14 protein-coding genes, 1 tRNA gene and 1 pseudogene are annotated in these 22,453 nt (G+C 58.9%); 5 read left to right on the forward strand and 11 right to left on the reverse strand.

Going from position 1 to position 22,453, the window contains the following annotated elements; all coding sequences use genetic code 11:
• Positions 1 to 22: 22 nt before the first annotated feature.
• The 5 genes and pseudogenes from pheT to ABH909_RS14030 all read left to right on the forward strand — a co-directional run bounded on the left by pheT (position 23) and on the right by ABH909_RS14030 (position 4,490).
• A complete protein-coding gene (gene pheT / locus ABH909_RS14010; protein ID WP_429433956.1) occupies positions 23 to 2,404 on the forward strand; it encodes a phenylalanine--tRNA ligase subunit beta in 2,382 nt (793 codons plus the stop codon).
• Between the two features lie 3 nt (positions 2,405 to 2,407).
• A complete protein-coding gene (gene ihfA, locus ABH909_RS14015) occupies positions 2,408 to 2,710 on the forward strand; it encodes an integration host factor subunit alpha (RefSeq protein ID WP_002553164.1) in 303 nt (100 codons plus the stop codon).
• Entirely contained in the window at positions 2,691 to 3,047 is a 357-nt protein-coding gene (locus ABH909_RS14020) for a MerR family transcriptional regulator (protein ID WP_003179985.1), read from the forward strand. Before ihfA ends, ABH909_RS14020 begins: the two co-directional genes overlap by 20 nt.
• An 89-nt stretch (positions 3,048 to 3,136) precedes the next feature.
• A tRNA-Pro gene (locus ABH909_RS14025) sits at positions 3,137 to 3,213 on the forward strand.
• A 246-nt stretch (positions 3,214 to 3,459) separates the two neighbouring features.
• A pseudogene (locus tag ABH909_RS14030) lies at positions 3,460 to 4,490 on the forward strand (IS3 family transposase).
• A gap of 53 nt (positions 4,491 to 4,543) precedes the next feature.
• On the opposite strand, the gene thrS reads toward ABH909_RS14030, so the two are convergent.
• The 11 genes from thrS to pabB all read right to left on the reverse strand — a co-directional run bounded on the left by thrS (position 4,544) and on the right by pabB (position 22,449).
• Complete coding sequence (gene thrS, locus ABH909_RS14035; RefSeq protein ID WP_429433959.1) at positions 4,544 to 6,457, reverse strand: threonine--tRNA ligase; 1,914 nt, start codon at positions 6,455 to 6,457, stop codon at positions 4,544 to 4,546.
• A 124-nt stretch (positions 6,458 to 6,581) separates the two neighbouring features.
• Positions 6,582 to 8,000, reverse strand: coding sequence for a chorismate-binding protein (locus tag ABH909_RS14040; RefSeq protein ID WP_429433962.1), 1,419 nt, complete (start codon positions 7,998 to 8,000; stop codon positions 6,582 to 6,584).
• Positions 7,997 to 9,145: a 3-deoxy-7-phosphoheptulonate synthase gene (locus tag ABH909_RS14045; RefSeq protein ID WP_429433964.1), complete on the reverse strand. Its 1,149-nt coding sequence runs from the start codon at positions 9,143 to 9,145 to the stop codon at positions 7,997 to 7,999. The genes ABH909_RS14040 and ABH909_RS14045 overlap by 4 nt, the downstream gene beginning before the upstream one ends.
• 42 nt (positions 9,146 to 9,187) lie before the next feature.
• Positions 9,188 to 9,958 (reverse strand): SDR family oxidoreductase, encoded by a 771-nt coding sequence (locus ABH909_RS14050; RefSeq protein ID WP_429433967.1) that lies wholly within the window; start codon positions 9,956 to 9,958, stop codon positions 9,188 to 9,190.
• Positions 9,955 to 10,221 (reverse strand): hypothetical protein, encoded by a 267-nt coding sequence (locus tag ABH909_RS14055; RefSeq protein WP_429433970.1) that lies wholly within the window; start codon positions 10,219 to 10,221, stop codon positions 9,955 to 9,957. Before ABH909_RS14055 ends, ABH909_RS14050 begins: the two co-directional genes overlap by 4 nt.
• Positions 10,218 to 10,862 (reverse strand): isochorismatase family protein, encoded by a 645-nt coding sequence (locus ABH909_RS14060; protein WP_429433973.1) that lies wholly within the window; start codon positions 10,860 to 10,862, stop codon positions 10,218 to 10,220. Before ABH909_RS14060 ends, ABH909_RS14055 begins: the two co-directional genes overlap by 4 nt.
• 43 nt (positions 10,863 to 10,905) lie before the next feature.
• On the reverse strand, positions 10,906 to 16,656 hold the full coding sequence (locus ABH909_RS14065) for an amino acid adenylation domain-containing protein (RefSeq protein ID WP_429433975.1): 5,751 nt from the start codon (positions 16,654 to 16,656) through the stop codon (positions 10,906 to 10,908).
• A gap of 42 nt (positions 16,657 to 16,698) precedes the next feature.
• Entirely contained in the window at positions 16,699 to 18,402 is a 1,704-nt protein-coding gene (locus ABH909_RS14070; RefSeq protein ID WP_429433978.1) for a thiamine pyrophosphate-binding protein, read from the reverse strand.
• Positions 18,399 to 19,721 carry a hypothetical protein gene (locus ABH909_RS14075; RefSeq protein ID WP_429433981.1) on the reverse strand — a complete coding sequence of 441 codons (1,323 nt, stop codon included), beginning with the start codon at positions 19,719 to 19,721 and terminating at the stop codon, positions 18,399 to 18,401. The genes ABH909_RS14070 and ABH909_RS14075 overlap by 4 nt, the downstream gene beginning before the upstream one ends.
• Complete coding sequence (locus ABH909_RS14080) at positions 19,718 to 20,992, reverse strand: chorismate mutase (protein ID WP_429433983.1); 1,275 nt, start codon at positions 20,990 to 20,992, stop codon at positions 19,718 to 19,720. Before ABH909_RS14080 ends, ABH909_RS14075 begins: the two co-directional genes overlap by 4 nt.
• Positions 20,989 to 22,449 carry an aminodeoxychorismate synthase component I gene (pabB, locus tag ABH909_RS14085; protein WP_429433986.1) on the reverse strand — a complete coding sequence of 487 codons (1,461 nt, stop codon included), beginning with the start codon at positions 22,447 to 22,449 and terminating at the stop codon, positions 20,989 to 20,991. The genes ABH909_RS14080 and pabB overlap by 4 nt, the downstream gene beginning before the upstream one ends.
• Between the last annotated feature and the right edge of the window lie 4 nt (positions 22,450 to 22,453).

Here is a 22,453-nt window from a genome sequence, read left to right on the forward strand (position 1 = left end):
AACGAATTCTTAGGAGAGCAGGATGAAATTCAGTGAACAATGGCTGCGTGGCTGGGTAAGCCCGCAGGTAAGTCGCGACGAGCTGGTTGCCCGTCTGTCGATGGCCGGTCTTGAGGTCGATAGCGTTACGCCGGCCGCCGGTGAATTCAGTGGCGTGGTGGTTGGCGAGGTGCTGAGCACCGAACAGCACCCGGACGCTGACAAGTTGCGTGTTTGCCAGGTCAGCAGTGGCTCGGAGACTTTCCAGGTCGTGTGCGGTGCGCCAAACGTGCGTCCGGGCCTGAAGATCCCGTTTGCCATGATGGGTGCCGAACTGCCAGGCGACTTCAAAATCAAGAAAGCCAAGCTGCGTGGCGTTGAATCCAACGGCATGCTGTGCTCCCAGGCCGAGTTGCAAATCGGCGAAGGCAACGATGGCCTGATGGAATTGCCGGCCGATGCGCCGGTCGGTCAGGACATTCGTGAGTACCTGAGCCTCGACGACGCCAGCATCGAGGTCGACCTGACCCCGAACCGCGGTGACTGCCTGTCGCTGGCCGGTCTGGCCCGCGAAGTCGGTGCGCTTTATGCCGCCCAGGTCGTGCGCCCGGCGATTGCCAGCATTCCCGCTGTGCACGACGAAGTGCGTTCAGTTGAAGTCCTCGCGCCAGCCGCGTGCCCGCGTTACCTGGGGCGCGTGATCCGTAACGTTGACTTATCCAAGCCTACGCCGCTGTGGATGGTCGAACGTCTGCGTCGTGCCGATGTGCGCAGCATTGACGCCGCCGTCGACATCACCAACTACGTGATGCTGGAATTGGGTCAACCGCTGCACGCGTTCGATCTCGCCGAAATCAACGGCGGCATCCGCGTACGCATGGCCGAAGAAGGCGAGAAGCTGGTTCTGCTTGATGGTCAGGAAGTCAGCCTGCGCAGCGATACGCTGGTGATTGCAGACCACACCCGTGCCTTGGCTATCGCCGGCGTCATGGGGGGCGAGCACAGCGGTGTCAACACCGCGACCACTCGCGATATTTTCCTTGAAAGCGCGTTCTTCGACCAGATTGCTGTCGCTGGCAAGGCGCGCTCCTACGGCCTGCACACCGATGCCTCACACCGTTACGAGCGTGGCGTGGATTGGCAACTGGCCCGTGAAGCCATGGAACGGGCCACTGGCCTGTTACTGAACATCACCGGCGGCGAAGCTGGCCCGATCATCGAAACCGTCAGCGAGCAGCACCTGCCGTCGATCGCGCCGATCACCCTGCGTGCCCAGCGCATCACCCAGATGCTGGGCATGGAAATGGATTCGGCCGAAGTCGAACGTCTGCTCAGCGCTTTGGGCCTGACCATTACCGCCGATGGGGCAGGGCAGTGGCGCGTAGAAGTGCCAAGCTTCCGCTTCGATATCAGTCTGGAAGTCGATCTGATCGAAGAGCTGGCCCGTCTGTACGGTTACAACCGTCTGCCGGTTCGCTACCCGCAAGCCCGACTGGCGCCGCAAGCCAAGGCTGAAGCGCGTAGCGATCTGCCTGAGTTGCGTCGCCTGCTGGTAGCCCGTGGTTACCAGGAAGCGATCACTTATAGCTTCATCGATCCGAAACAATTCGAGTTGTTTAATCCGGGTGTCGAGCCGCTGCTGCTGGCCAACCCGATTTCCAACGACATGGCTGCCATGCGTTCGTCCCTGTGGCCTGGTCTGGTCAAGGCGCTTCAGCACAACCTTAACCGTCAGCAGGATCGCGTCCGTCTGTTCGAAAGCGGCCTACGCTTTGTCGGTCAGCTGGAAGGCCTGAAGCAAGAGCCCATGTTGGCCGGTGTGGTATGCGGTAGCCGTCTGCCGGAAGGCTGGGCACAAGGTCGCGATGTCGTGGATTTCTTCGACGTCAAAGCCGATGTGGAAGCGGTACTGGGCTTCGCCGGTGCACTGGATACGTTCACGTTCGTGCCGGGCAAACACCCTGCGTTGCACCCGGGCCAAACCGCGCGCATCGAGCGTGAAGGCCGTTTGATAGGTTTTGTTGGCGCGATCCACCCTGAATTGTCGAAAACCCTCGGTCTCGACCGTCCGGTCTTCGTATTCGAGCTGGTTCTGGCCGAAGTGGCATTGGGAAAAATGCCTGAATTCCAGGAGTTATCGCGCTTTCCTGAAGTGCGTCGTGACCTGGCACTGCTGGCGGACAAAGACGTTGCGGCCACTGCCGTACTGGACGTAATCCGTGAAAATGCAGGTGAATGGCTGACAGACCTCAGGCTATTTGACGTGTATCAGGGTAAAGGCATTGATCCGCATAGAAAAAGCCTTGCAGTTGGCTTGACCTGGCAGCATCCATCGCGCACTCTTAATGACGATGAGGTGAATACCACGACGCAAAACATCCTCACCTCGCTCGAACAAAGGTTGAACGCCACGTTAAGGAAGTGACGTATGGGGGCTTTGACGAAAGCTGAGATGGCGGAACGTCTGTATGAAGAGCTGGGCCTGAACAAGCGGGAGGCCAAGGAATTGGTCGAACTGTTTTTTGAAGAAATCAGGCACGCTCTTGAAGACAACGAACAAGTCAAATTGTCCGGTTTCGGCAATTTCGACCTTCGGGACAAACGCCAGCGGCCTGGCCGCAATCCGAAAACGGGAGAAGAAATCCCGATCACGGCTCGCCGTGTGGTCACCTTTCGTCCAGGGCAGAAGTTGAAGGCCCGAGTTGAGGCTTATGCTGGAACCAAGTCATAACGACGAACTACCCGTCATCCCGGGCAAACGCTACTTCACTATTGGTGAAGTCAGCGAGCTATGTGCAGTAAAGCCGCACGTGCTGCGCTACTGGGAACAGGAGTTTCCTCAACTCAACCCCGTCAAACGCCGCGGAAACCGCCGGTATTATCAGCGCCAGGACGTGCTGATGATCCGGCAGATCCGCGCGCTTCTTTACGATCAGGGGTTTACCATCGGCGGCGCACGCTTGCGTTTGTCCGGCGATGAAGCCAAAGACGACACCACCCAATACAAACAAATGATCCGCCAGATGATCGCCGAGCTTGAAGATGTGCTGGTGGTTCTCAAGAAATAAATTCCTGCTTTTAAATACTTCCAGTTTTCAAAAGCTTGCGATATATTCTTGAGCGTTCCTCGAGATGAGGAACAAATTCAACGCCTAGTCGGGGCGTAGCGCAGTCCGGTAGCGCACTAGCATGGGGTGCTAGGGGTCGAGTGTTCGAATCACTCCGTCCCGACCATATAATTCAAGGGGTTGCGAGATTCTATCTCGCGACCCCTTTTTATTTTTGGTCGTTTTTACCCCTACAAAATGACTGGCTCTGGGTGGAGTCTTAGGTCGCGCGTAGATTCTGGAAAGGTTGAACAGGGGGGCAGGAAATTCCACTCGAGGTTCACCTAAGGTCCGAACGTGTATGCTGTATGTAGTGGTCTAATTTCCCCGGACACCTCGATAGGTGGAGAATGCATCTATCGAGGAGTTTTTCATGACTGGCAAACGCAGGGCATTCGACGACAGCTTCAAGCTGCAAGTCGTAAAGATGATCAAGGACCAGGGACTGGCCGTTCCGCAGGTCTGTCGCGACCTGAATATTGGTGAGACCGCCGTCCGCCGCTGGGTACAGCAGTACGAGGCTGAACAGCTGGGAGAGGCCGGAATCGGCAAACCGTTGACGGCTGAGCAACAGCGCATCCGGCAGCTGGAGCAGGAAAACCGCCAGCTCAAGATGGATAACGATGTATTAAAAAAAGCCACCGCCTTCTTTGCCCGCGAGCTGAAGTAACGTATCGCTTGGTTCGGCAGCTGCAACAGAAGGCTTATTCGGTGGCGTATGTCTGTCGGCTGCTGGTTATCAGCCGATCCGGTTTCTACGAGGCCAACAAGCGTGCTGAAGCGCCAGCATCGATTTGTCCCGTGACGGTGCAACTCAAGGCGTCGTTTGCTGCGAGTGGCGGCTGCTATGGCAGTCGCCCGTTGCGTAAAGCGTTGCGCGCCAAGGGCATGGAAATAGGCGTTTATAAAATTCGCCGCTTGATGCGCGCCAACGGTCTGCGTTCGGCCTGGAAGCGCAAGTTTGTGCACACTACCGATAGCAACCACGACCTGCCGATTGCTGAAAATGTGTTGAATCGCCAATTCGAACCCGAGGCGGTGAACAAGGCTTGGGTGGCGGACATTACCTATATCCGGACCCGTAGCGGCTGGCTGTACCTAGCCGTGGTGCAGCAAAGTATGAGCCGTAAAGGTAACTGTTGGGACAACTCAGTGATGGAGCGCTTGTTCCTGAGTTTGAAAATGGAGCGGGTATGGCGGCGTGATTACGCCAACCACGCCGAAGCGATACGTGACATCACTGAATACATCGTTGGGTTTTACAACAACGAGCGGCTGCACTCAAAACTGGGATATCTATTGAGGTGTCCGGAATTAGTTGACCACTGCACTCCTTATTCAGGTTCGCTCGTCTGGTCATGCATTAGGAGGGCGGGTGGACCGAGGGCCAACTTGGGGTCGTAAAAAAGGCCATTCTTGCGAATGGCCTTCGGTGTGTCGAGCGCAGAACCGGGCAATCAGCCGGCAGTGGTTTGTTCGTTCAACAGGTAGGTGTGCAAGGCGTCCATTGTCATGCTGCCCAAGTCTTCGCCGGAGCGGGAGCGAACGGTGACGGTGCCGTTTTCTTTCTCTCTCTCTCCGACCACGAGCAAATACGGAACGCGCTGTAAGGTGCTTTCACGAATTTTGTAGCCGATTTTTTCATTACGCAGATCAGCCTCAACCCTGAAGCCCAACTGAACCAGATGATTGCGCGTCTGTTCGGCGTAATCATTTTGGGCATCGGTGACGGTGACCACGATGGCCTGCACCGGCGCCAGCCATAGAGGGAACTGACCAGCATGGTGTTCGATGAGGATGCCGAGGAAACGCTCCAGAGATCCGACGATTGCCCGGTGCAGCATGACCGGCTTGCGTCGCTGCGAGTGCTCATCAACGTATTCGGCGCCCAGGCGATCAGGCATGTGGTAGTCGACCTGCATGGTCCCCACTTGCCATTCACGACCGATGGCGTCGCGCAGGTGATATTCGATCTTGGGGCTGTAGAACGCGCCTTCGCCAGGCAGCTCTTCCCATTTGACATCACACTCGGATAGCGCCGAGCGCAGCAGATTCTCGGCTTTGTCCCAGACTTCGTCGCTGCCCAGGCGTTTGCCCGGTTCTGGGCGCAACGCGATCTTCACGGCAATATTGGTAAAGCCGAAATCGGCATACACCTTCAGCGCCTGATAGTGGAACGCCTTGATTTCCGCCGCGATCTGCTCTTCGGTGCAGAAGATATGGCCATCATCTTGCGTGAATGCCCGCACGCGCATGATGCCGTGCAAAGCGCCGGACGGCTCATTGCGGTGGCAGCCGCCGAACTCGCCGTAACGAATCGGCAACTCTCTATGGCTGCGCAAACCATGTTTGAAAATCTGGATATGACCCGGGCAGTTCATCGGTTTGAGTGCGTACTGGCGGTTTTCGGACTCGGTGACAAACATGTTTTCCTTGTAGTTGTCCCAATGCCCCGATTTTTTCCAAAGCGCGCTGTCCAGTACTTGTGGCGATTTTACTTCGCGGTATCCGCCATCGCGGTAAACCCGGCGCATGTACTGCTCGACCGATTGCCACAGTGACCAGCCTTTAGGGTGCCAAAACACCATGCCTGGCGCTTCTTCCTGTTGGTGGAACAAGTCGAATTGTTTTGCCAGTTTGCGATGATCGCGTTTTTCCGCCTCTTGAAGTTGATTCAAATAGGCCTTGAGTTCTTTTTCGTTGGTCCAGGCAGTGCCATAGATACGACTGAGCATGATGTTGTTAGAGTCGCCACGCCAATAGGCACCGGCCACTTTCATGAGTTTGAAAGCGCCCAGTTTCGAGGTGTTTGGCACATGCGGGCCGCGGCACAGGTCAGTAAATTCGCCTTGGGTATAAAGCGACAGAGGCTCATCCGACGGGATGGAATGGATGATTTCTGTCTTGTAGCTCTCACCGATATTCTGGAAAAACGCCAGCGCTTCATCGCGAGACATTTCAGAGCGCACCACGGGTAGCTGCTCTTTGACGATAGTGGCCATCTCGGCCTCGATCAACGGCAGGTCATCCATCGTGAACGGGCGATTGGTGACGAAATCGTAATAGAAACCGTTATCGATAACCGGCCCGATAGTAACTTGGGTTCCGGGGTACAGGCGTTGGACGGCCTGTGCCATCAAGTGAGCAGTGGAGTGGCGCACCAATTCCAGCGCTTCTGCGCTTTTAGTGGTAATGATCTCTACGGTGGCATCTGTTTCCAGAAGATAACTAGCGTCAACTAACGTTCCATTTACCTTGCCGCCGATTGTCGCGGCAGCTAATCCCGTCCCAATGGATTGGGCCAGTTGTTGAACAGTCAAAGGTTCTGGAAAATCTCTAAGATTGCCGTCCGGTAGAGCGATAGTGACCATATATAAGAATGCTCGAGTATTAAATGAAATCTAACGCATGAACGCGTTATGAGTGGGCGTTAGTCTAGAAACACCACGTCATGGGTGTATTGAGTGGGCAAGCTGCACAGTACATTCAACCATATTACGGCAGGTTCCAGACATATTCATTGGCTAAATAGGGCTTCATTTTGTTATTTGTCTCCAGCCATTCCCTGTACGGGTCACTGGCCTTGACGATACCGCTGCCAGCATAGACGTGAATATGGGTGGCTGTGAGCTTGGCCGTGCGTATTGCCAGTGCAAAATTCGCGTCATCGCCCAAGGTGAAGTAGCCCAATCCGCCGGTGAAAAAGCCACGTTCGATCTGTTCGTATCGGCGGATTCGTTCGCCGCACGCTGCCAATGGCTTGCCCCAGATCGTTGCTGGCGGGTAGACCGCAGCCAGCGCGTCAAATACGTTCAAACCCGTTTTTACCGTACCGCTGATCAAGCTTTTAAGGTGCTGAACATAGCCCAGATCGATCACGCTTCGTGATTCGCGCAACGACAAGGAGCCGCTTTCGCAGACGGTTGAGAGCTGCTCGAAGAACAGCCCGGCAGCGGTTTCATGTTCTTCGAGTTCCTTGAGGTCGCTCATCAGTTCCTGGCGGTAGCGGGCACTTTTGTCGTGCTCATGGGAACCTTTGCGAGTGCCTGCCAGTGGTTCGACCACCAGGCTGCGACCGTTCTTGCGTAGCAGCGTTTCCGGTGAAATACCAACCCATGCCGCCTCGTCCGCCCAACGAAATACGTACTCGTAATGCGGGTTGGGGCGAGGTGCTACCAGGCGCAATAAAAGCGCCGGGGCGATGGGCCGCTCCAGCGTCAGCTTGACTTCACGCCCGATGACGACCTTGTCGGCGGTTGTCGGTGCCAGTTCGCTCAACAGCCCGATCAGGTTGTCCACATAGTCGGTGCAGGAGGGAATGTCTTCGCGTCCGGTAACCCGTGGATTGGCCGTGGGGGTAAAGTTCGTCGCAAAGGTGATGAGGCTTTCATCAATCGCGTACCAAATGTCCTCGTGGAAACAACTGAACTCCAGTTGCTGATCGCTGATCCGGCACATTACCCGTGGCAACGTGAAAATCACCGGCTCGTTAAGGCGCTCGGGATGCGTTGCACAGCGCCAACCCCCCAGGAAAGCGGTCGATGGTGGCAAGCCGTAGTGTTCCTGGAGCCACGGGCTCAACTGGTTGATGAACCGGGCGACTGCCCCGAATAGCTGTTCATGGAACAGTATCGAGGGATCCAGCGCGAGGGTGCGTGACAGGCACACGCTGTCCCCGTGCTGAAGCTCCAGGTTCAGGTGTTCGCCATCGTTGAGTGCAACCAGGCGAAACTCGCAGCCCAATCCCACCAGCGAGCTATTGACGCCTTCGGTGTGATGGCTGAACAGACCGATGAATTCGCTCGCCAGTAGCGGGAAGCGCCGTTCCAGGATGGGTAACAACGCCGCCCCGAGTTCGTGCGCGGTCAACGCCGGATAGGGGTTGGCAAAGCTCGCATGCTTGAGGTTTTTCATGGCGACTCCCGGTAGACGTGGGCCAAGTGGCTGCACAGTTGCAACGTTTTTTGAAAATCGAAGAACGCCCCCGGATTTTCGTCCGGCTCAGGGGCCAATCGATTGGAGTCGCTGTTGCGCACTTCCAATGCAATGCCGTGCAATTGGCTGTCAACGGTGCGGTGCAGCCGCAAGGTTTGATCCCATTCGCGCGCGACGTTCTGTGCCAGGCTTGCCGTGTGACGACGCGAGTCTTGTGCGTTCAATGGATCACACAGCCATATCACGGGTGAGCGACGGGCCTGCAGGACACGGATGGTTTCGCCCAACACGTCTGGCGCATCCCCCGCACTGGCGATGAGCAGGATTTTCCCCGTTTGCCGTTCGGGATTGAGCTGCTCAACCGCCTCGATCAACACACCGGGGTCGACCGCCTCACTCAGGCGCAGGGCGATAGGGTTTTCCAGGCCCCGTGCAAACTCTACGTAGCAGCTGTCGTTGAACAGGTTGCATCCATCAATCCACAGCAATGACGCGCTGGTGGCGTAGAACTTGGCGTTTCGCGCACGTCGCACCAGGGCTTCTTCATATTCCAGATGCGCGCATTCATGGGTCGTATGGACAGCAGATTCCTTGTTTCGCAGAACCTGCATCGCCGCCTGCGAAGCCTCATAGGCCCAGAGCAGGCGATTGGGGTCGGGGCGTCGGGCCCAAGGCGTGGCCTCCCGGCAATTGACCATCTCACCGAAGTAGCGGTCCAGCGTTGCTCCGCCAAGGATCTCCGTGGCTTGCGGCTGGGTGCGACCGTAACTCCCGGTGACAGAACCAATCGAAAGCACGGGTTGGCCGAGCATTAATGCCAGGTAGCGGCTCAGCGATTCCAGTGCCTTCAGGCGTTGATCGAGGCTGGCCGCACTGGCGTCGTTCAGGCTTTGATCGCGCTGGCCCATGAGCTGCACGAATTCCTTGCCTTCAGCGGCGCGGACCAGCGCGCGCCTCAGTCGAAGAATCTCGCTTTCATCCACCAGTCCGGGAAGACGGGACAGTTGCTTGAGCACGGCCGGAAGCTGTTTCCCTTGATAGTCGGGCATGTGGCGGCGTTCTTTGTCGCGCCAGCTTCCAGGATGCCAGGATAGCGATGCGTATATCGAATCAAGGTTCAACATTTCAAGTCTCCAGGCAATGCTCGACGTGGCGAAGGGGCTGGGTTACTCAAAGGTGGCTCCGCCATCGACGACCAGGTTTTGCAGGGTGATGTGGTGCGCGTCGCCAGACAGCAGGAAGGCCACCGCCGCCGCGATATCCCTTGGCTCAGCGAGCTTTTGCAGCGGAATGCCCAGTCGATAAAGCCGTGGGTCGCCTTCGATCAGGCGTTGGTCGGTTTCCGGACCTTCCCCCGCCAGGCTCGCGAGCATTGGGGTGCGTGTCGATCCCGGCGATACAACGTTGCAGCGCAGCCCCCGCGAGGCGAACTCCAGTCCCATGCAACGAGTCAGCATCGCCGCCGCTGCCTTGGACGAGCAATAGGCGCCCATGTTGACCCGCGGTGTGCTGCCCGCGTTGGAGGCGATCGTGACGATCGCGCCCCGACCGCGTTCGGCCATGCGGACGGCGACCGCCCGGGAGACAAAAAAAGTGCCGTGAACGTTGACCTCGAAGGTTTTCAACCAGTCGGCCGCCGTCGTCGACGCAATGTCCTTAGGGATCAATACGCCGGCGTTGTTGACCAAACCGTCCAGCGGACGTTCGGCATCAATGCTGGCAATGGCGGCCTCAACGTCGTCCGGCCGAGTGATATCGACGACTGTCGCAGACAGCCGAGGCGAGCGCTGTTCGTCCGCCAGAGCGGCCAACGCCTGAGCATTGCAATCCAGGGCATAGACCCAGGCGCCCTCTGCCAGCAACAGACGCGTAACGGCTGCACCGATACCTTGGGCAGCACCGGTCACGACAATGGCTTGGTTTTCGAAACGGTTCATGGGCGTTCGCACTCCAGGCCGCGCGTGCGCTCACTGATGAGCCGCCACCAGGCCGCGAAGCTCTGGCGTTCGGCGAGTTCCAGAAAGCTCACGGTGATGCCGCGCTGCTGCCACTTTTCACTGAGTATCAGCAGGCGAACCGAATCCAGTCCGGCGTCCTGAGGCGAGTCGAGCTCCACGAGTGACTGTGGAGTGGTTCGCAGAATCGCGGCGATATCGGCGTAGAAATCCGTTTCCTGATAGTTCGGATGTCCACTGCTCATAGTGCTTTTCCCAGTTCTGCCAGCATTTCATCGCAGGACATGATCTTGCTGGAACAGTGGGCCATGTGCCGCACCGCCATTTCATGCAGATCGAGGGAAAAATCGCCCAAGGCATCGGACACCACGAATGGCTGGATATCGGACATAAAAGCTTCGGTCGCGGTAACCAGGCAACCGATGTGGGCGTAGACCCCGCAGATGATCAGTTGGTCACGATTGCCATTTTGCATGCGCTTGAGCAAGTCGGATTTGGCAAAGGCACTGTAGCGGTGCTTGAGCAGCACTTCATCGAGTTCGGGGGTAGGTTCAAGCCCAGGCACGATGGACTTTGCGTTGCCATCTTCAGGCATTCCCGGGCCCCAGAAGTCGGTCAGCAAACCGCGTTCGTCTTTGGGTTGATCGCCGGGTTGAGCGGTGTAATACACCGGGATGTTCAAGGCGTGGCAGCATTCCCGGACGGCAGCGATGCGTTGCACCATGGCATCAACAAAGGCTTTCGACGCATAGGGCGCCACAAAATAGTTTTGCATGTCGTGAATCAACAGTGCCGCGCGGGATGGCTCAAGGGTCCAGTCCAGTGGTTTGCGTTGCAGTGCGATGCCGCTCGGAGCGGGGTATTCCATGATCTGTGGGATTGCCATGATTCAGTCCTTATGGGTTCAGGGGCCAGGGGCAGCGAGCGGCCTACTGGCTGAGTAGGGTGCGCAGTACGTTCTTGTCGATCTTGCCCAGGGTGGTTTTGGGCAGTGACGGGACGAGCCGAACCTGATCCGGGACCTTGAAGGCCGCGACCCCTTGCTGACGAACGAACGACTTGAGGGTGTTGGGCGCAACATCTGCCCCAGGGGCCAGGACCACCACTGCGCATGACACCTCGCCGAGGTACTCATCCGGCATGCCGATGATCGCGGCTTCCAAAACGCCAGGGTGGGCGAGCAGATAGCCCTCGATTTCTTCGGCGGCGATTTTTTCCCCGCCACGGTTCACTTGATCCTTGATGCGGCCGGTGACCACGAGGTAGCCATCTGCCCGGCGCATGACCACATCGCCCGTGCGGTAAAACCCGTCGCAGGTGAACGCCCGGACGTTATGTTCCGGAGCATTCAGATAGCCACGGATGGTGTAAGGGCCACGGACCAACAGTTGCCCGGGCACACCGTCGGCCACCGGCTGGTCGTTTTCATCGACGATGAGGATTTCATCGTCGCTGCTGATGGGCAGCCCTTGGGTTTGCAATACGTGCTCGTCGGTGTCGCCCAGGCCGGTGTAGCAGACCAGGCCCTCCGACATGCCATAGACCTGTTGCAGTTGACAATCGAACGCGGCCGCCAGGCGCTCGGCCACATCGTCACTCAGGCGCGCGCCGCCGACCTGCAGCAAGCGCAGGCTCGACAGGTCGTGATGGCGCGGTGCATGTAACCAGGATTGGGCGAGGCTGGGGACCAGAGAGGTCAGCGTGACGCGTTCGCGCTCTATCAGTGCAAAGGCCGCCGAACCACTCGGATCGGACGTCATCACTACGCGCCCCCCGGCATACAACACACCGAGGAAACCGGGTGAACTCAGGGTGAAGTTGTGGCCGGCAGGCAGGGCACACAGGTAGACGCTGTGGGCGTCCAACTGACAGATTTCGGCACTGGCCTTGAAGCTGTAGAGGTAGTCGTCATGTCGGCGCAGGATCAGTTTGGGGAGGGCAGTGCTGCCTCCGGACAAGGTGATCAGCGCTGGCTCGCGTGAGCTTCGTTGCGGCCAGGCGGCAGTGCGCCCGAAGAGCTTGGCAAAAGGAATGAAGCCTTCAGCGTCGCCGACAACGATCACATGCTTGAGCGATGTGACCTTACTTGCAATATCGGTGGCGATGCGGCGGTAATCGAACCCAAGCGCCTGGTCCTTGATGACGTAGGCGACCGCTCCCGAAAACTCAAAGATGTGAGTGATCTCATTCAGACGGTCGGAGGGCAGTGCGAAAACCGGAATCGCGCCGAGGCGAAACAGCCCGAAAATGGTTTCGATGAACTCAATCGTATTCGGCAGTTGCACGACCACACGATCACCGGCTTTCAAGCCGAGAGTTGCGAAGCCGTCGGCGATGCGATCCGCGTTGGTATCGAGTTGCGAGTAACTCAGATGCCGTTCGCCTTCGGTGACGGCCACCCGCTGCGGGTCAAGTAACGCGTGCCGGGTAAGGATGGCGCCAAGGGTTTCACCCGTCCACCAGCCGCTGGCGCGGTAGCGTGCCTCGAACTCAAGAGGCCAATACGGAGCGTCCAGACCTTCTGTTGGTGGCGGCGGCTCGGTCGCCATGACCGCATCCGCGGCTTGCGTCTGCTCAAGGCACTCGGCATGACTCGCCGGCCCGAACACCTTGTTCCAGCCTGCCGGGGAAGGGGCAAATTCAGGCCATAGCGACAATTGGCCAGCGTCGTTGGCCAGCAGGAAGAAACTCCCCTGAAGCTCGTCGAACGGATTGTGAAACGCTCGCAGGGTCCGAATCGCACGCGGTGGCGTGGCCGGGTTCAGGTGTTGGTAATGCTCACGCAGCACGTCTGCCAATGGCGCCGCCAGATCCGTCACGAAGTAATGCCCGCCACCTTCGATCACCGACAGCGTCACATTCGGGTTGTAAATCGCCCAGTCCTTGTAGCGCGTGTCGAAGTCTGGCGTGAGTGGATCCTCGTTGCCGACAATGACGTGAATCGGTGCCTGCAAGCGTTGCCGATCCTGCAATTCTTCAGCAAAGAAGCGAGCGGTCTGCGTGGCGTCGTGTTTGGTCATGCGGGCGATGCTTGCCATGCTGGCCTCGTCGAGGGCCTCTTTGAACCCGCCAATCTGGCGCAGGAAATCAATGATGCTTTCACCGCTTTGCCCGGAAACATTGGCGCGGACTTCCACAGGGTCCTGATCCAGCAGCATGCCGCCGATGACCAGGGCTTTGAGGTCGGCCCCGCCTTGTTCGAGGCGGCGGGCGATTTCGATGGCGATGGCGTTGCCGGCGCAATGGCCGTAGACGACGATCGGGCCGTTCAGCCTGGCGAGAATCTCCTCAACCGCACCGGCCGCCACGGCTTCCAGGTCTTGCATGGCTTCGTCGGGGCGCATGATGTCGTGCCCCGGCAGGTTGACCGACACGCACGTGAACACGTTCGCGAGCTGGTTGACCAGGTTGCGGTAAGCAAAGGCGTTTCCGCCGGCGAACGGGACGCAGACTAGGTTGAGCCGGTCTTTGTCCGCAGCCTTGTCGAACTCATGCAGCCAACGGATAACATCGGGGCCGTCACGGTCGGCGTGATCACGCAGATAGTCGGCGCAAGCGCGAGGCGTCGGGCGTTCGAACAGTTCTGTCACTGGCAGACCCAGGTCGCGGCAGATGCGGATGGCTTTGATCGAGTCGCCGCCGATGTCGAAAAAGTTATCGTCGATACTGAGCGTCTCTATCTCCAGTTGAGCGCTCCAGTTCGCCAATACACGCTCGTCCAGTTCGTCCCGGGACGGTTCGATCTGGCGCGAGCTCGACAGCGCAATCGCGGGCAAAGCCTTGCGATCAACCTTGCCAGTGAGCGTCACCGGCAGGCGTTCCAGCACGCCGATGGCGCTGGGCACCATGTAGGACGGGAGGCGATCACGCAGATAGTCGCGCAACACCGAGGTGTCGATGTCTTCGCAGGTGCTGGAGGCATTGGGCACGACGTGGGCGACGAGTTTAGGGTCGTCCGACGCATCGGTGATCACCAGTGCGATGGCATCGGACAGCGCTGGATGGCCGCGCAGATGGGTTTCTATTTCGCCCAGCTCAATGCGGTAACCGCGGACTTTGACCTGTTGGTCGGCCCGGCCGATGTATTCCAGCACACCACCGTCAAGCAGTGCCGCGACGTCTCCGCTGCGGTACATGCGTGCTCCGGGGGCGCCGAAGGGATCGGCGACGAACCGTGTTGCGTCGAGGTCGCGACGGTTCAGGTAGCCACGGGCGAGGCCGGCCCCGCGCACGTACATCTCGCCATAACTGCCCACGGGCACAGGGCGCAGTGCATCGTCCAGGACCTTGATGTCGAGGTCGTCGTAAACCGTACCAATCAGACTGCCGTTGTTGGCCAGTACCTGTTCGCGGGTAATGAACTGATAGGTTGCATTGATGGTAGTTTCGGTAATGCCGTACAGGTTCAACAACCTCGTCCGGCTGTCGGCGTGCCGTTCAAACCAGGGCTTGAGTCGGCTCAAATCCAGTGCCTCGCCACCGAAACATTGGTAGCGCAGGTTCAATTGACCAGACAGGTCGGGACGGTCGGCTTCGGCTTCCATGAAGCGGTAGAACGCAGAAGGGATCTGGCCAAAGACGGTCACCTGTTCCCGGACCACCAATTCGAGCAGTTTTTCCGGCTCGCGGGTCGTTGCTACCGGAACCAGGACCAGGCGGGCACCATGAAGCAAGGCTCCCCACATCTCCCAGACCGACGCATCGAAGATGTATCCGTGGCAGCCTGACCAGACGTCGGTGTTGCGATAATCGAACCAGTGGTGGGTGCTGGAAAACAGCCGGACCACGTTGTGGTGCGTGATGCACACCCCTTTGGGTTTGCCGGTCGAGCCTGACGTGTAGATGACATAGGCCAGGTCCTCTGCGCGAGGTCCTTGGTCCAGGTTGCTGGCAGCATGTTCCTGCAATCGATTCAGGGTTGATGGCCCATCGATGGGCAACACAGGGGAACAGGCCGTGGCGAGCAGATCGCGGCTGGCCTGATCGCAGATCACCAGTGCGGGACGCGTGTCGTCGAGGATAGTCTCGATACGCTCGGCGGGTGCGTCGGGGTCCAGTGGTACGTAATAGGCGCCTGTCTTCAAGACGCCCAGTATGCAGACGATGGTGTTGACGGATCGGGCCAGCAACAGGGCGATCGGTTGTGAACCGACCTGCCCGACCTCGCTGCGGATCAAATGCGCGAGACGATTGGCGCGCTCGTTCAGTTCCCGATAAGACAGGTGTTCGCCGTTGAGTGTGAGGGCAAGGGCGTCGGGTGTGGCTTGCACGGCCTGTTCGAATCGCTCGACCAAAGTGACCGATGGCGTTTTTGAATCACCTTCAGGTGCGAAACAGGCGTTGCCTTGAGCGAAACCCGGATCTTCTTCATCGTAGGCATCCAGCAAGCCGAGGGCGGTGTCGCTGGCGGCGGCAAAACGCTCGACAAACCGGACAAAGCGTTGCACGTGCCGTTGCAGGGTTTCATGGCTGTAAAGGGCAGGGTTGGCCATCGCAATGATGTTTAGTGCGTTGCCGTCGGGGCGGGTCTGGATCAGCAGCGATAAATCGTCTGCCGGGCCTGCACTCAGGACGTGGACCAGGCCCGGGATACCGCCAAACGAGAGGGCGGCGGAGAAAAAATCAATGTTGATTTGCGGGCCGGTCAAGCGCCGGTTTTCTCCCAGCAAATTGCAGTCGCGGCGAATGTCCTCGGCGCGGTAACGCTGATGGGCGCGCAGACCGGTCAATTGCGCTTCGACAGCCGCCAGCAATTGTTCGACGCTCTCACCTGGGTTGATGTCTAGGCGCAGCGGCAGTACGTTTGCCTGCGTGCAGGGAACGTTGGCCGCGCCGGTGTCGGAGCGATTCATCATGGGCAGGCCGATCACCACCTTGCGGTAGCCGGTGCTGCGCCCGACAAACGCCCCGAAGGCGGCGAGCAGCAGGTTGACCCAATGGGAACCCAGGGCATCTGCCCGTTCGCGCAGGCGCGCCAGGACCTGATCGTTCAGTGATTGCCGATAGTGAATGGCCTGGTGCGAGGGCTGTGCCACGTCACTGCTGAAACTGGTGACTTCACCCATGTCCTGACAGTGCTGGCGCCAGAATTCACGGTCCACTTCAAACGCCGGCGAGGCGCGCCAGGACTGCTCGTTCTCAAGCACTTGGCGCAGGCTGCCAAAGGGCGAAGACGATGATTGCCCCGGGGTTTGTCCGTACAGTTCGGCCACCCGCTTGAAGAGCATGGACAGCGCGACACCGTCCATGGCGATGTGGTGGGTCTTGAAATACCAGTAGCTGACCTGTGGTGCTACTTGCAGCAATGCGCTGGTGAAAAGAGGGCCGTTCACCAGGTCGGTGGGTTGGGCTACATCGTTGTCCATCCAGGCCCGCGCGGCGGTTTGGGGGGCGCCGTTGCCGGTGAGGTCGAACAGGGGGAGATCGACGGTCGCTTCGGCCATCACGGTTTGTGTCAAACCACTGATGCCTGCGTCGTCATGTTCATGAAATCGAGCGCGCAAGGCTTCGATCTCGTCCACGGCCTTTTGCAAGGCACGCTGGAGGCGTTGTTGATCAATGCTGCCGCTAATTTCGATATAGCTGGCAACGTTGTAAGCGGGGCTCAGCGGATCGAATTGATGTCCCATCCAGATCGACTGCTGGGCGGATGTCAAAGACGTGGTGAGGGAGGCTGACATGCCAGTTTTAACTCCGGTAGAAAACGGTGGGTGCGAGAGGGGTCATGCCTTGGGCAGGTGCTGCTGGCTCTTTACCGCGTCAAAAAAGCGCTCACACAGATAGGAACGCATGGCAGGATCGACCTGCGCATCGATGAGCACGGGCTTATCCATGGCCAGCGCTTCGGCCAGGTGCAGCCGCAGTTCGGCACCGGTTGTCGCGGTGAATGCCTGGACTTGCAGAAACAGGCCGGCGGCCGAGAAGCTCATCGGTAGCTGTTCGGTGAGTGCAAGGTCATCGGCGTCCGAGGACAGCGAAGCCCACCGTTGATTGTTCAGGACGATCACGATGGGGCTCAGGCCGAACTTGGCGGCACGCATCAACTCATTGCCGGTCATGTGGAAGGCGCCGTCGCCCACCAGCACGATGGGGCGCTTACCGGTCCCCAACTGGTAACCCATCGCGCCAGGGACGGCGATGCCCATGCTCATGTACAGCGGCGAGGTCAGGACATCGGCAGGGAACATGCCCAGGGACATGAAAAATACATCCCCGCAATCGACCACCAGTTGGGTGTCGGGGCTGACCGCGAAATGACGGTTGAGCTCATTGATGATGTCGAATGGCGTCAGTGGGCCTTCTTCCAGCGGATAGTGGGCGTCGGGTGCCTGCACGATGAAGGCTTTTTGTTCCTCGGACAGCGGCGCCAGAGAAGGTTTGACTGTGCTGATCAGTTCGGCGAACGCAATAAGGAACTCGGCCGTGGACGCATTGAAACGCTGGCGGCCGACGATGATTTTGCCGTCATCGGCATGAATCAAACGGCCACGGGCAATATGGCTCGCGATGCCCATGTTGACGTCCGAGTTGGGCTCGCCGATCAACATCAGTACGTCGCACTTGGCCAGCAGGTCTCGGGTCACCCGCGAAGGTGACGCAGGGCCTGCGTAAATGCCGCGGTAATTGGGATGCGAGATGGGGATGCCGCCGCGGGACATCGGCGTTGCAACCCAGGGCATGGCCAGCCGTTCGCACACCCGCATTGCCAAATCCGTCAACCCACGGCGCTTGAGTTCGAGTCCGGGAACGAACACGGGGTCGCGGGCCTTGCGAACCAGGGCATAGGCCTGTTCCGCGGCCTGGCGGGCGGCATGGCTGTAGCGTATTGCGGGTTCGAGGGACACCTGACGGGCAGGGGTGTAGCGGACTCGCGTCTGAAAAAGATCCCTTGGGATTTCGATGTACACCGGCCTTGAGTGCGCGATGGCCAGGGTGACGGCCTCGCGAATTTGCTCCAGGGCCTGATGAGGGTCTGTCACACAGACCTGATGCACCGTGATCTCTTTCATGATGCGGTACTGGGTTTGATGGTCGACGATCGTGTGGTGCAGAAAAATCGGCGCCTGGCGTTCACGGGCGCCCGGCGAGCCTGACAACACCAGCAGCGGAACCCGTTCCACATAAGCCTGGGCGATCGCATTGGTCGCATTCAGCACGCCGACCCCATAGGTGAAGCACACGGCGCCGGGCACGCCCTTTCCGACGGCATAACCCAGTGCGGCCAGGGTCGTGCCGTACTCATGGGACATGGTCCGCAGTGCAAGCCCGGGCGTGGTGAGCAGCTCGCGCGAAAGCTGCATGGTGAAATCGCCGGGAATGCAAAAGAGGTCGACGATGCCGCTCTCCACCAATACCCGGCCAACCAGATCCCCCAGGCTGACCTCCAGGGAGGTCAGGTTCATGTTCGCGGTTGGACGGTTCGTCATCGCTGAGTCCCCTGGTAGACCGTTGCGAGCAGCTCCTCGTCCAGATAATTGTCGAAGGAGTAAGCCAAGGGGGCGAGCGGGAAGGCTTGCAGGAACTCTTTGATCTGCAAGGCTACCCGGGCAGGTTCGGTCTTTTTGAAGTACAGGTCTGCGATAAAGCGAGCGACCACTTCGAAGTCTTTCTCTTTCATGCCGCGTCGGGTCATGGCCTGAACCCCCAGGCGGATACCGTGCACACCGGGCTTGCCCGGAATCTCGATGTTGGTGGAGCGAATGCCGCCCGCGTGCAGGCTGTTAACGCACAGGTCGAGGGCTTTTTGCAGGTCGCCCACTGCGAAATGAACTTGGTGGGTCTGGGTGAAACCGAACGATTCCCCGGTCACATCCAGCCCCAATTCGTGCAGATGACGGGCCAGCGTCTTGGCGTTACTGACGATTTGGGCGGCGTAGTCGCGACCGAACACTTCCATCTCTTTGAACGCGACCCACATCGGTGGCAACTGTTCGGCGTGGCAATTGCTCTGCAGGTGAGGACAGACCCACAGCGAAGTATCGACCAGCAACGGATGTTGGTCGGATTTGAAGCCGATGTAACCTTTTTGCGGGCCAGGAATCGTCTTGTGCGTGTTGCCGTGGACCACGTCGGCACCGCAGTTGAGCGGTGAATCAAAGACGCCGCCCATGATCAGGCCGCCGTCGTGGCTCATGTCGTACGTCAGGGTGCATGAATCCGGCAGCACGCTGCGGATCTCATCCAGTGGCTGCCAGCGCAGTTTGAACGACTGATCGAGAATGACGATCCGGATGTGGGGGTTGCGCCTTACCAGGTGATCAAGCTTCGCTACGTCAATCAGCAGGCTGGTCGGGTCCACGGGGAGGTGAAAGATCTCGATGCCCATTTTCTGGGCGAGGCTTTCGAGGGCAAAATGACCGCCGTCCCGGTGGGCAAAGTGGACGAATCCTTCGCCGGGCTTGCAGGCGGCCAGCATCAACGCTTGCTCAGCCGTGGAGCCACCGTTGGGGCGCCAGTCAAATGCCTGTGCACCGATCAGGGATTTACCCAGGGCGCGTACTTGATCGGCGATCTCATTCATGTGTCCAGGTTCAGGGAAGTGCCATTCGCCTGCTGGCACTGCAAAGGGAAAGGAGCAGTGGTAGAACGCCCCGGCGGTGGAGCCGGACGTCAGGCGGACCAGGGCGCTGGGGTAGTTTTCGTTCGCGGTCAGGCTGAGGCTGTCTTCCCGGTATTGGTGATCTTTTCCCAGCGTAGAGCTCAACCAGTCGACGATCTGGCTGGTTTGTTGTTTTACATTGCTCATTGGAGGCTCTCTGCGGTTGAGGTGAAGGCTGAGGGGCTGGCTTCGAAAAGCGACTCGCGGGGGCCGCCAACGACGTCATATTCGATCTGGCAGGCTTCACCGATGATCAGCCCGTAAAGCTGTTCGATAAGCTCTTCGCGGATGTGCTGCGTCCGGCCGCGAGCCTTGCAACGCTCAATCACTTGCAGCACACGATCGGGTTGCATGACGGCGGTCTGGTTGTCTTTCTTGCTCTGGGCCACTTCCCGGATGAGCTGCAGTCGCTGGCCGAGCAGGTCCACCAACTGATCGTCGATATGGTCTATGCGGCTACGAAAATCCCCCAGGTTCTGCCCGGATGTCCCGGTGCTTGCGGGCCGCTCGTTGATTTGTTCGAAGATCTTGCGGCTGGTGTCTCCCAGGCCCGGATTCAGGGGCGCCAAGGCATTTCGCAACACCGCCATCGACAGGTGGTAGTCCAGGCGTGAGCCGGTATTGACCATCACATCCAGCCGACTCAATTGAGCCAGCATCCGAGTCCGTATTTCCTGGGAGTACGGGTTGTCCGATTGGATTTCCCAGTACACGTCGGGATGGTTTTGCGTCATGCGCGCCAGTAGCGAGAGCATGACCTTGAACGGTGGCGGTGCGAGTTCAAGCAAGTCCGCCAATGGGGTACAAGACTCGTTCAGTGTTAAGCCGAATCCGGTGACCAGCGCGTGCCCCAATGTCTGCAACAGCGCCATGGTCCGGTCATGTTCGGATGGCGTCATCTCGAACACATTGACCGGCCAGGCGCGAAGCCACTCAAGTAAGCCGACCACGGCGTCACCGCCACGGTAAGTCACCACTGCCACCGGTCTGCCGGCCGGGGCCAGGTCCCCGGAAAACATCGGATTGATGCCGACCATGGGCTGCTTGAGAGTGGACTGGTCCACGAATGCCGAGAACTCGCTTTTGATCGACAGGGTGTCAACGATCAGGCAGTCGGAACGCAGGTGAGGCGCCAGAACGGGCAGGGCTTTTATCAGTACGTTTTGTGCCAGTGCCAAGACCAGCATGTCGGCGCTGCCGAGCTCAGCCTTGACCTGTTCAGAAGGGGACAGGACGTCGGCTTGAAGCACCCTGATGGAGTGGGCGTTGTCCGCCAGGCTGTCGCTGGGCGCGGCGATATCGAGGCCAGTGACGGCATAGCCTGCGCTCACCAATTGGCGAGCAAGTAGTTTGCCGATTGATCCCAGTACGCCGACCACGACGGCACGGCGCGGCTGGTGCGAGGTAACTGAACTCATAGTGGTGTGCTCCTCAGTTGCGTGACGGCCTCGACAACGCCGCTGGCCTTGACGATGGTTTCGATGTACTCGCCCAACGGGTCGGAGAGCGATGTGATCGCTCCACCCACACCGAAGCGGGCGATTTGGGCATCTACGGTGATCGAGCGGATCATGATGTTGAGGTCGCATGCCCCGCCCAGACCAAACCAGCCGAGCGAGCCGGAGTAGGCGCCGCGCGGACCTTCTTCGAGGCGGTCGATGATCTCCATCGTGCGTTTCTTCGGCGCCCCGGTCATCGAGCCGCCCGGGAACGTGGCACGTACGCAGTCAATCGAGCTGACCGAGGGCTTCAACTGCCCGCTGATGGTAGAAACGAGTTGATGGACGTGGGAGTAGGTTTCCACGTCGAACAACGCCGGCACGTGTACGGAACCGATGGTGCAGACCTGGCCCAGGTCGTTGCGCAACAGATCGACGATCATCAGGTTTTCCGCCCGATCCTTTTCATCGCCACGCATCTGCTCGATCAACTGGGCATCTTCCTGCGGCGAGCGGCCGCGAGGTCGGGTGCCCTTGATCGGTTTGGCCTGCACCTGCCGCTGGTTGTCAATTTTGAGAAACCGCTCCGGCGACGAACTGACAAGATGAAAGTCCGGGATCGCGAAGTAGCCCGCGTGGGGGGCGGGGGTCAGCTCGCGCATCACGCAGTAGAGTTCGAACGGCGAGTCGCAGAAAGGAAACTCAATCAGATTGGTCAGGCAGACCTCATAGGTCTCGCCGTCGATGATCTCTCGTTGGGCTTCATCGATCTTGGCAATGTATCGCTGCTTGGAGTGGCGCATGGTGGCGTGCTGCTCGATCCACTCCTCGACCTGAGGCAGCGACAGCCTGCGCTGGCGGGGTGTCGGTTCAGACGCCGCCGGTTGGTTCTGTAGCCGCTTCTGCACTTCATCGAACCAAAGCGCCGCATGCTGGCGGTCTTGATCGTCCTGGACGAGGTACAACAGATAGCAGCGTTGCTCGGCATGATCGAACGCAATCATGCGCGTGGCCAGGATGAACGCCGCGTCGTGGGAGTGGGATGCATAGGCATCGGCGCCGATCGTTTCACTCTTGAGCTCGTAGCCCAGCAGGCCGACATACCCCAGGTTGAAATCGAACGGCAGAAGGTGCTGGTGTTCGCAGCGGTATCGGGTCAACCGGGATGCCATCAGTTGAAAGAAGTCAGGCGTGGTTTCTCGGGTGACGCCGTCGCTGCGCTCAATACAAGCGCTGCGCGAGGCCTTGTCATAAGTGATCGTTTCCGACCAGCGCCCATGGGAGTCGCCCATGAATGAAAAACGCGAAAAGCCGGGTTTGACGACACTGCTTTCTAAAAAGAAATGGCGTGATGAGGCGAGAAATTCGCTGCGAAACACACGCAACGGATCGGGATTGCATTTGAGCGCTCTGACTTCGACTTCAAAGGTTGTCATTGCC

The sequence above is a fragment of the Pseudomonas sp. BS3782 TE3695 genome (assembly GCF_050435305.1).
Classification (GTDB): Bacteria; Pseudomonadota; Gammaproteobacteria; order Pseudomonadales; family Pseudomonadaceae; genus Aquipseudomonas.

Excerpts from the sequence above, each read along its gene's own strand:
- ABH909_RS14020 (WP_003179985.1), top strand. The coding sequence starts at position 2,691 with ATGCTGGAACCAAGTCATAACGACGAACTACCCGTCATCCCGGGCAAA.
- ihfA (WP_002553164.1), top strand. The coding sequence starts at position 2,408 with ATGGGGGCTTTGACGAAAGCTGAGATGGCGGAACGTCTGTATGAAGAG.
- thrS (WP_429433959.1), bottom strand. The coding sequence starts at position 6,457 with ATGGTCACTATCGCTCTACCGGACGGCAATCTTAGAGATTTTCCAGAA.
- pheT (WP_429433956.1), top strand. The coding sequence starts at position 23 with ATGAAATTCAGTGAACAATGGCTGCGTGGCTGGGTAAGCCCGCAGGTA.
- pabB (WP_429433986.1), bottom strand. The coding sequence starts at position 22,449 with ATGACAACCTTTGAAGTCGAAGTCAGAGCGCTCAAATGCAATCCCGAT.
- ABH909_RS14055 (WP_429433970.1), bottom strand. The coding sequence starts at position 10,221 with ATGAGCAGTGGACATCCGAACTATCAGGAAACGGATTTCTACGCCGAT.
- ABH909_RS14045 (WP_429433964.1), bottom strand. The coding sequence starts at position 9,145 with ATGTTGAACCTTGATTCGATATACGCATCGCTATCCTGGCATCCTGGA.
- ABH909_RS14070 (WP_429433978.1), bottom strand. The coding sequence starts at position 18,402 with ATGACGAACCGTCCAACCGCGAACATGAACCTGACCTCCCTGGAGGTC.
- ABH909_RS14050 (WP_429433967.1), bottom strand. The coding sequence starts at position 9,958 with ATGAACCGTTTCGAAAACCAAGCCATTGTCGTGACCGGTGCTGCCCAA.
- ABH909_RS14080 (WP_429433983.1), bottom strand. The coding sequence starts at position 20,992 with ATGAGTTCAGTTACCTCGCACCAGCCGCGCCGTGCCGTCGTGGTCGGC.
- ABH909_RS14065 (WP_429433975.1), bottom strand. The coding sequence starts at position 16,656 with ATGTCAGCCTCCCTCACCACGTCTTTGACATCCGCCCAGCAGTCGATC.
- ABH909_RS14060 (WP_429433973.1), bottom strand. The coding sequence starts at position 10,862 with ATGGCAATCCCACAGATCATGGAATACCCCGCTCCGAGCGGCATCGCA.
- ABH909_RS14075 (WP_429433981.1), bottom strand. The coding sequence starts at position 19,721 with ATGAGCAATGTAAAACAACAAACCAGCCAGATCGTCGACTGGTTGAGC.
- ABH909_RS14040 (WP_429433962.1), bottom strand. The coding sequence starts at position 8,000 with ATGAAAAACCTCAAGCATGCGAGCTTTGCCAACCCCTATCCGGCGTTG.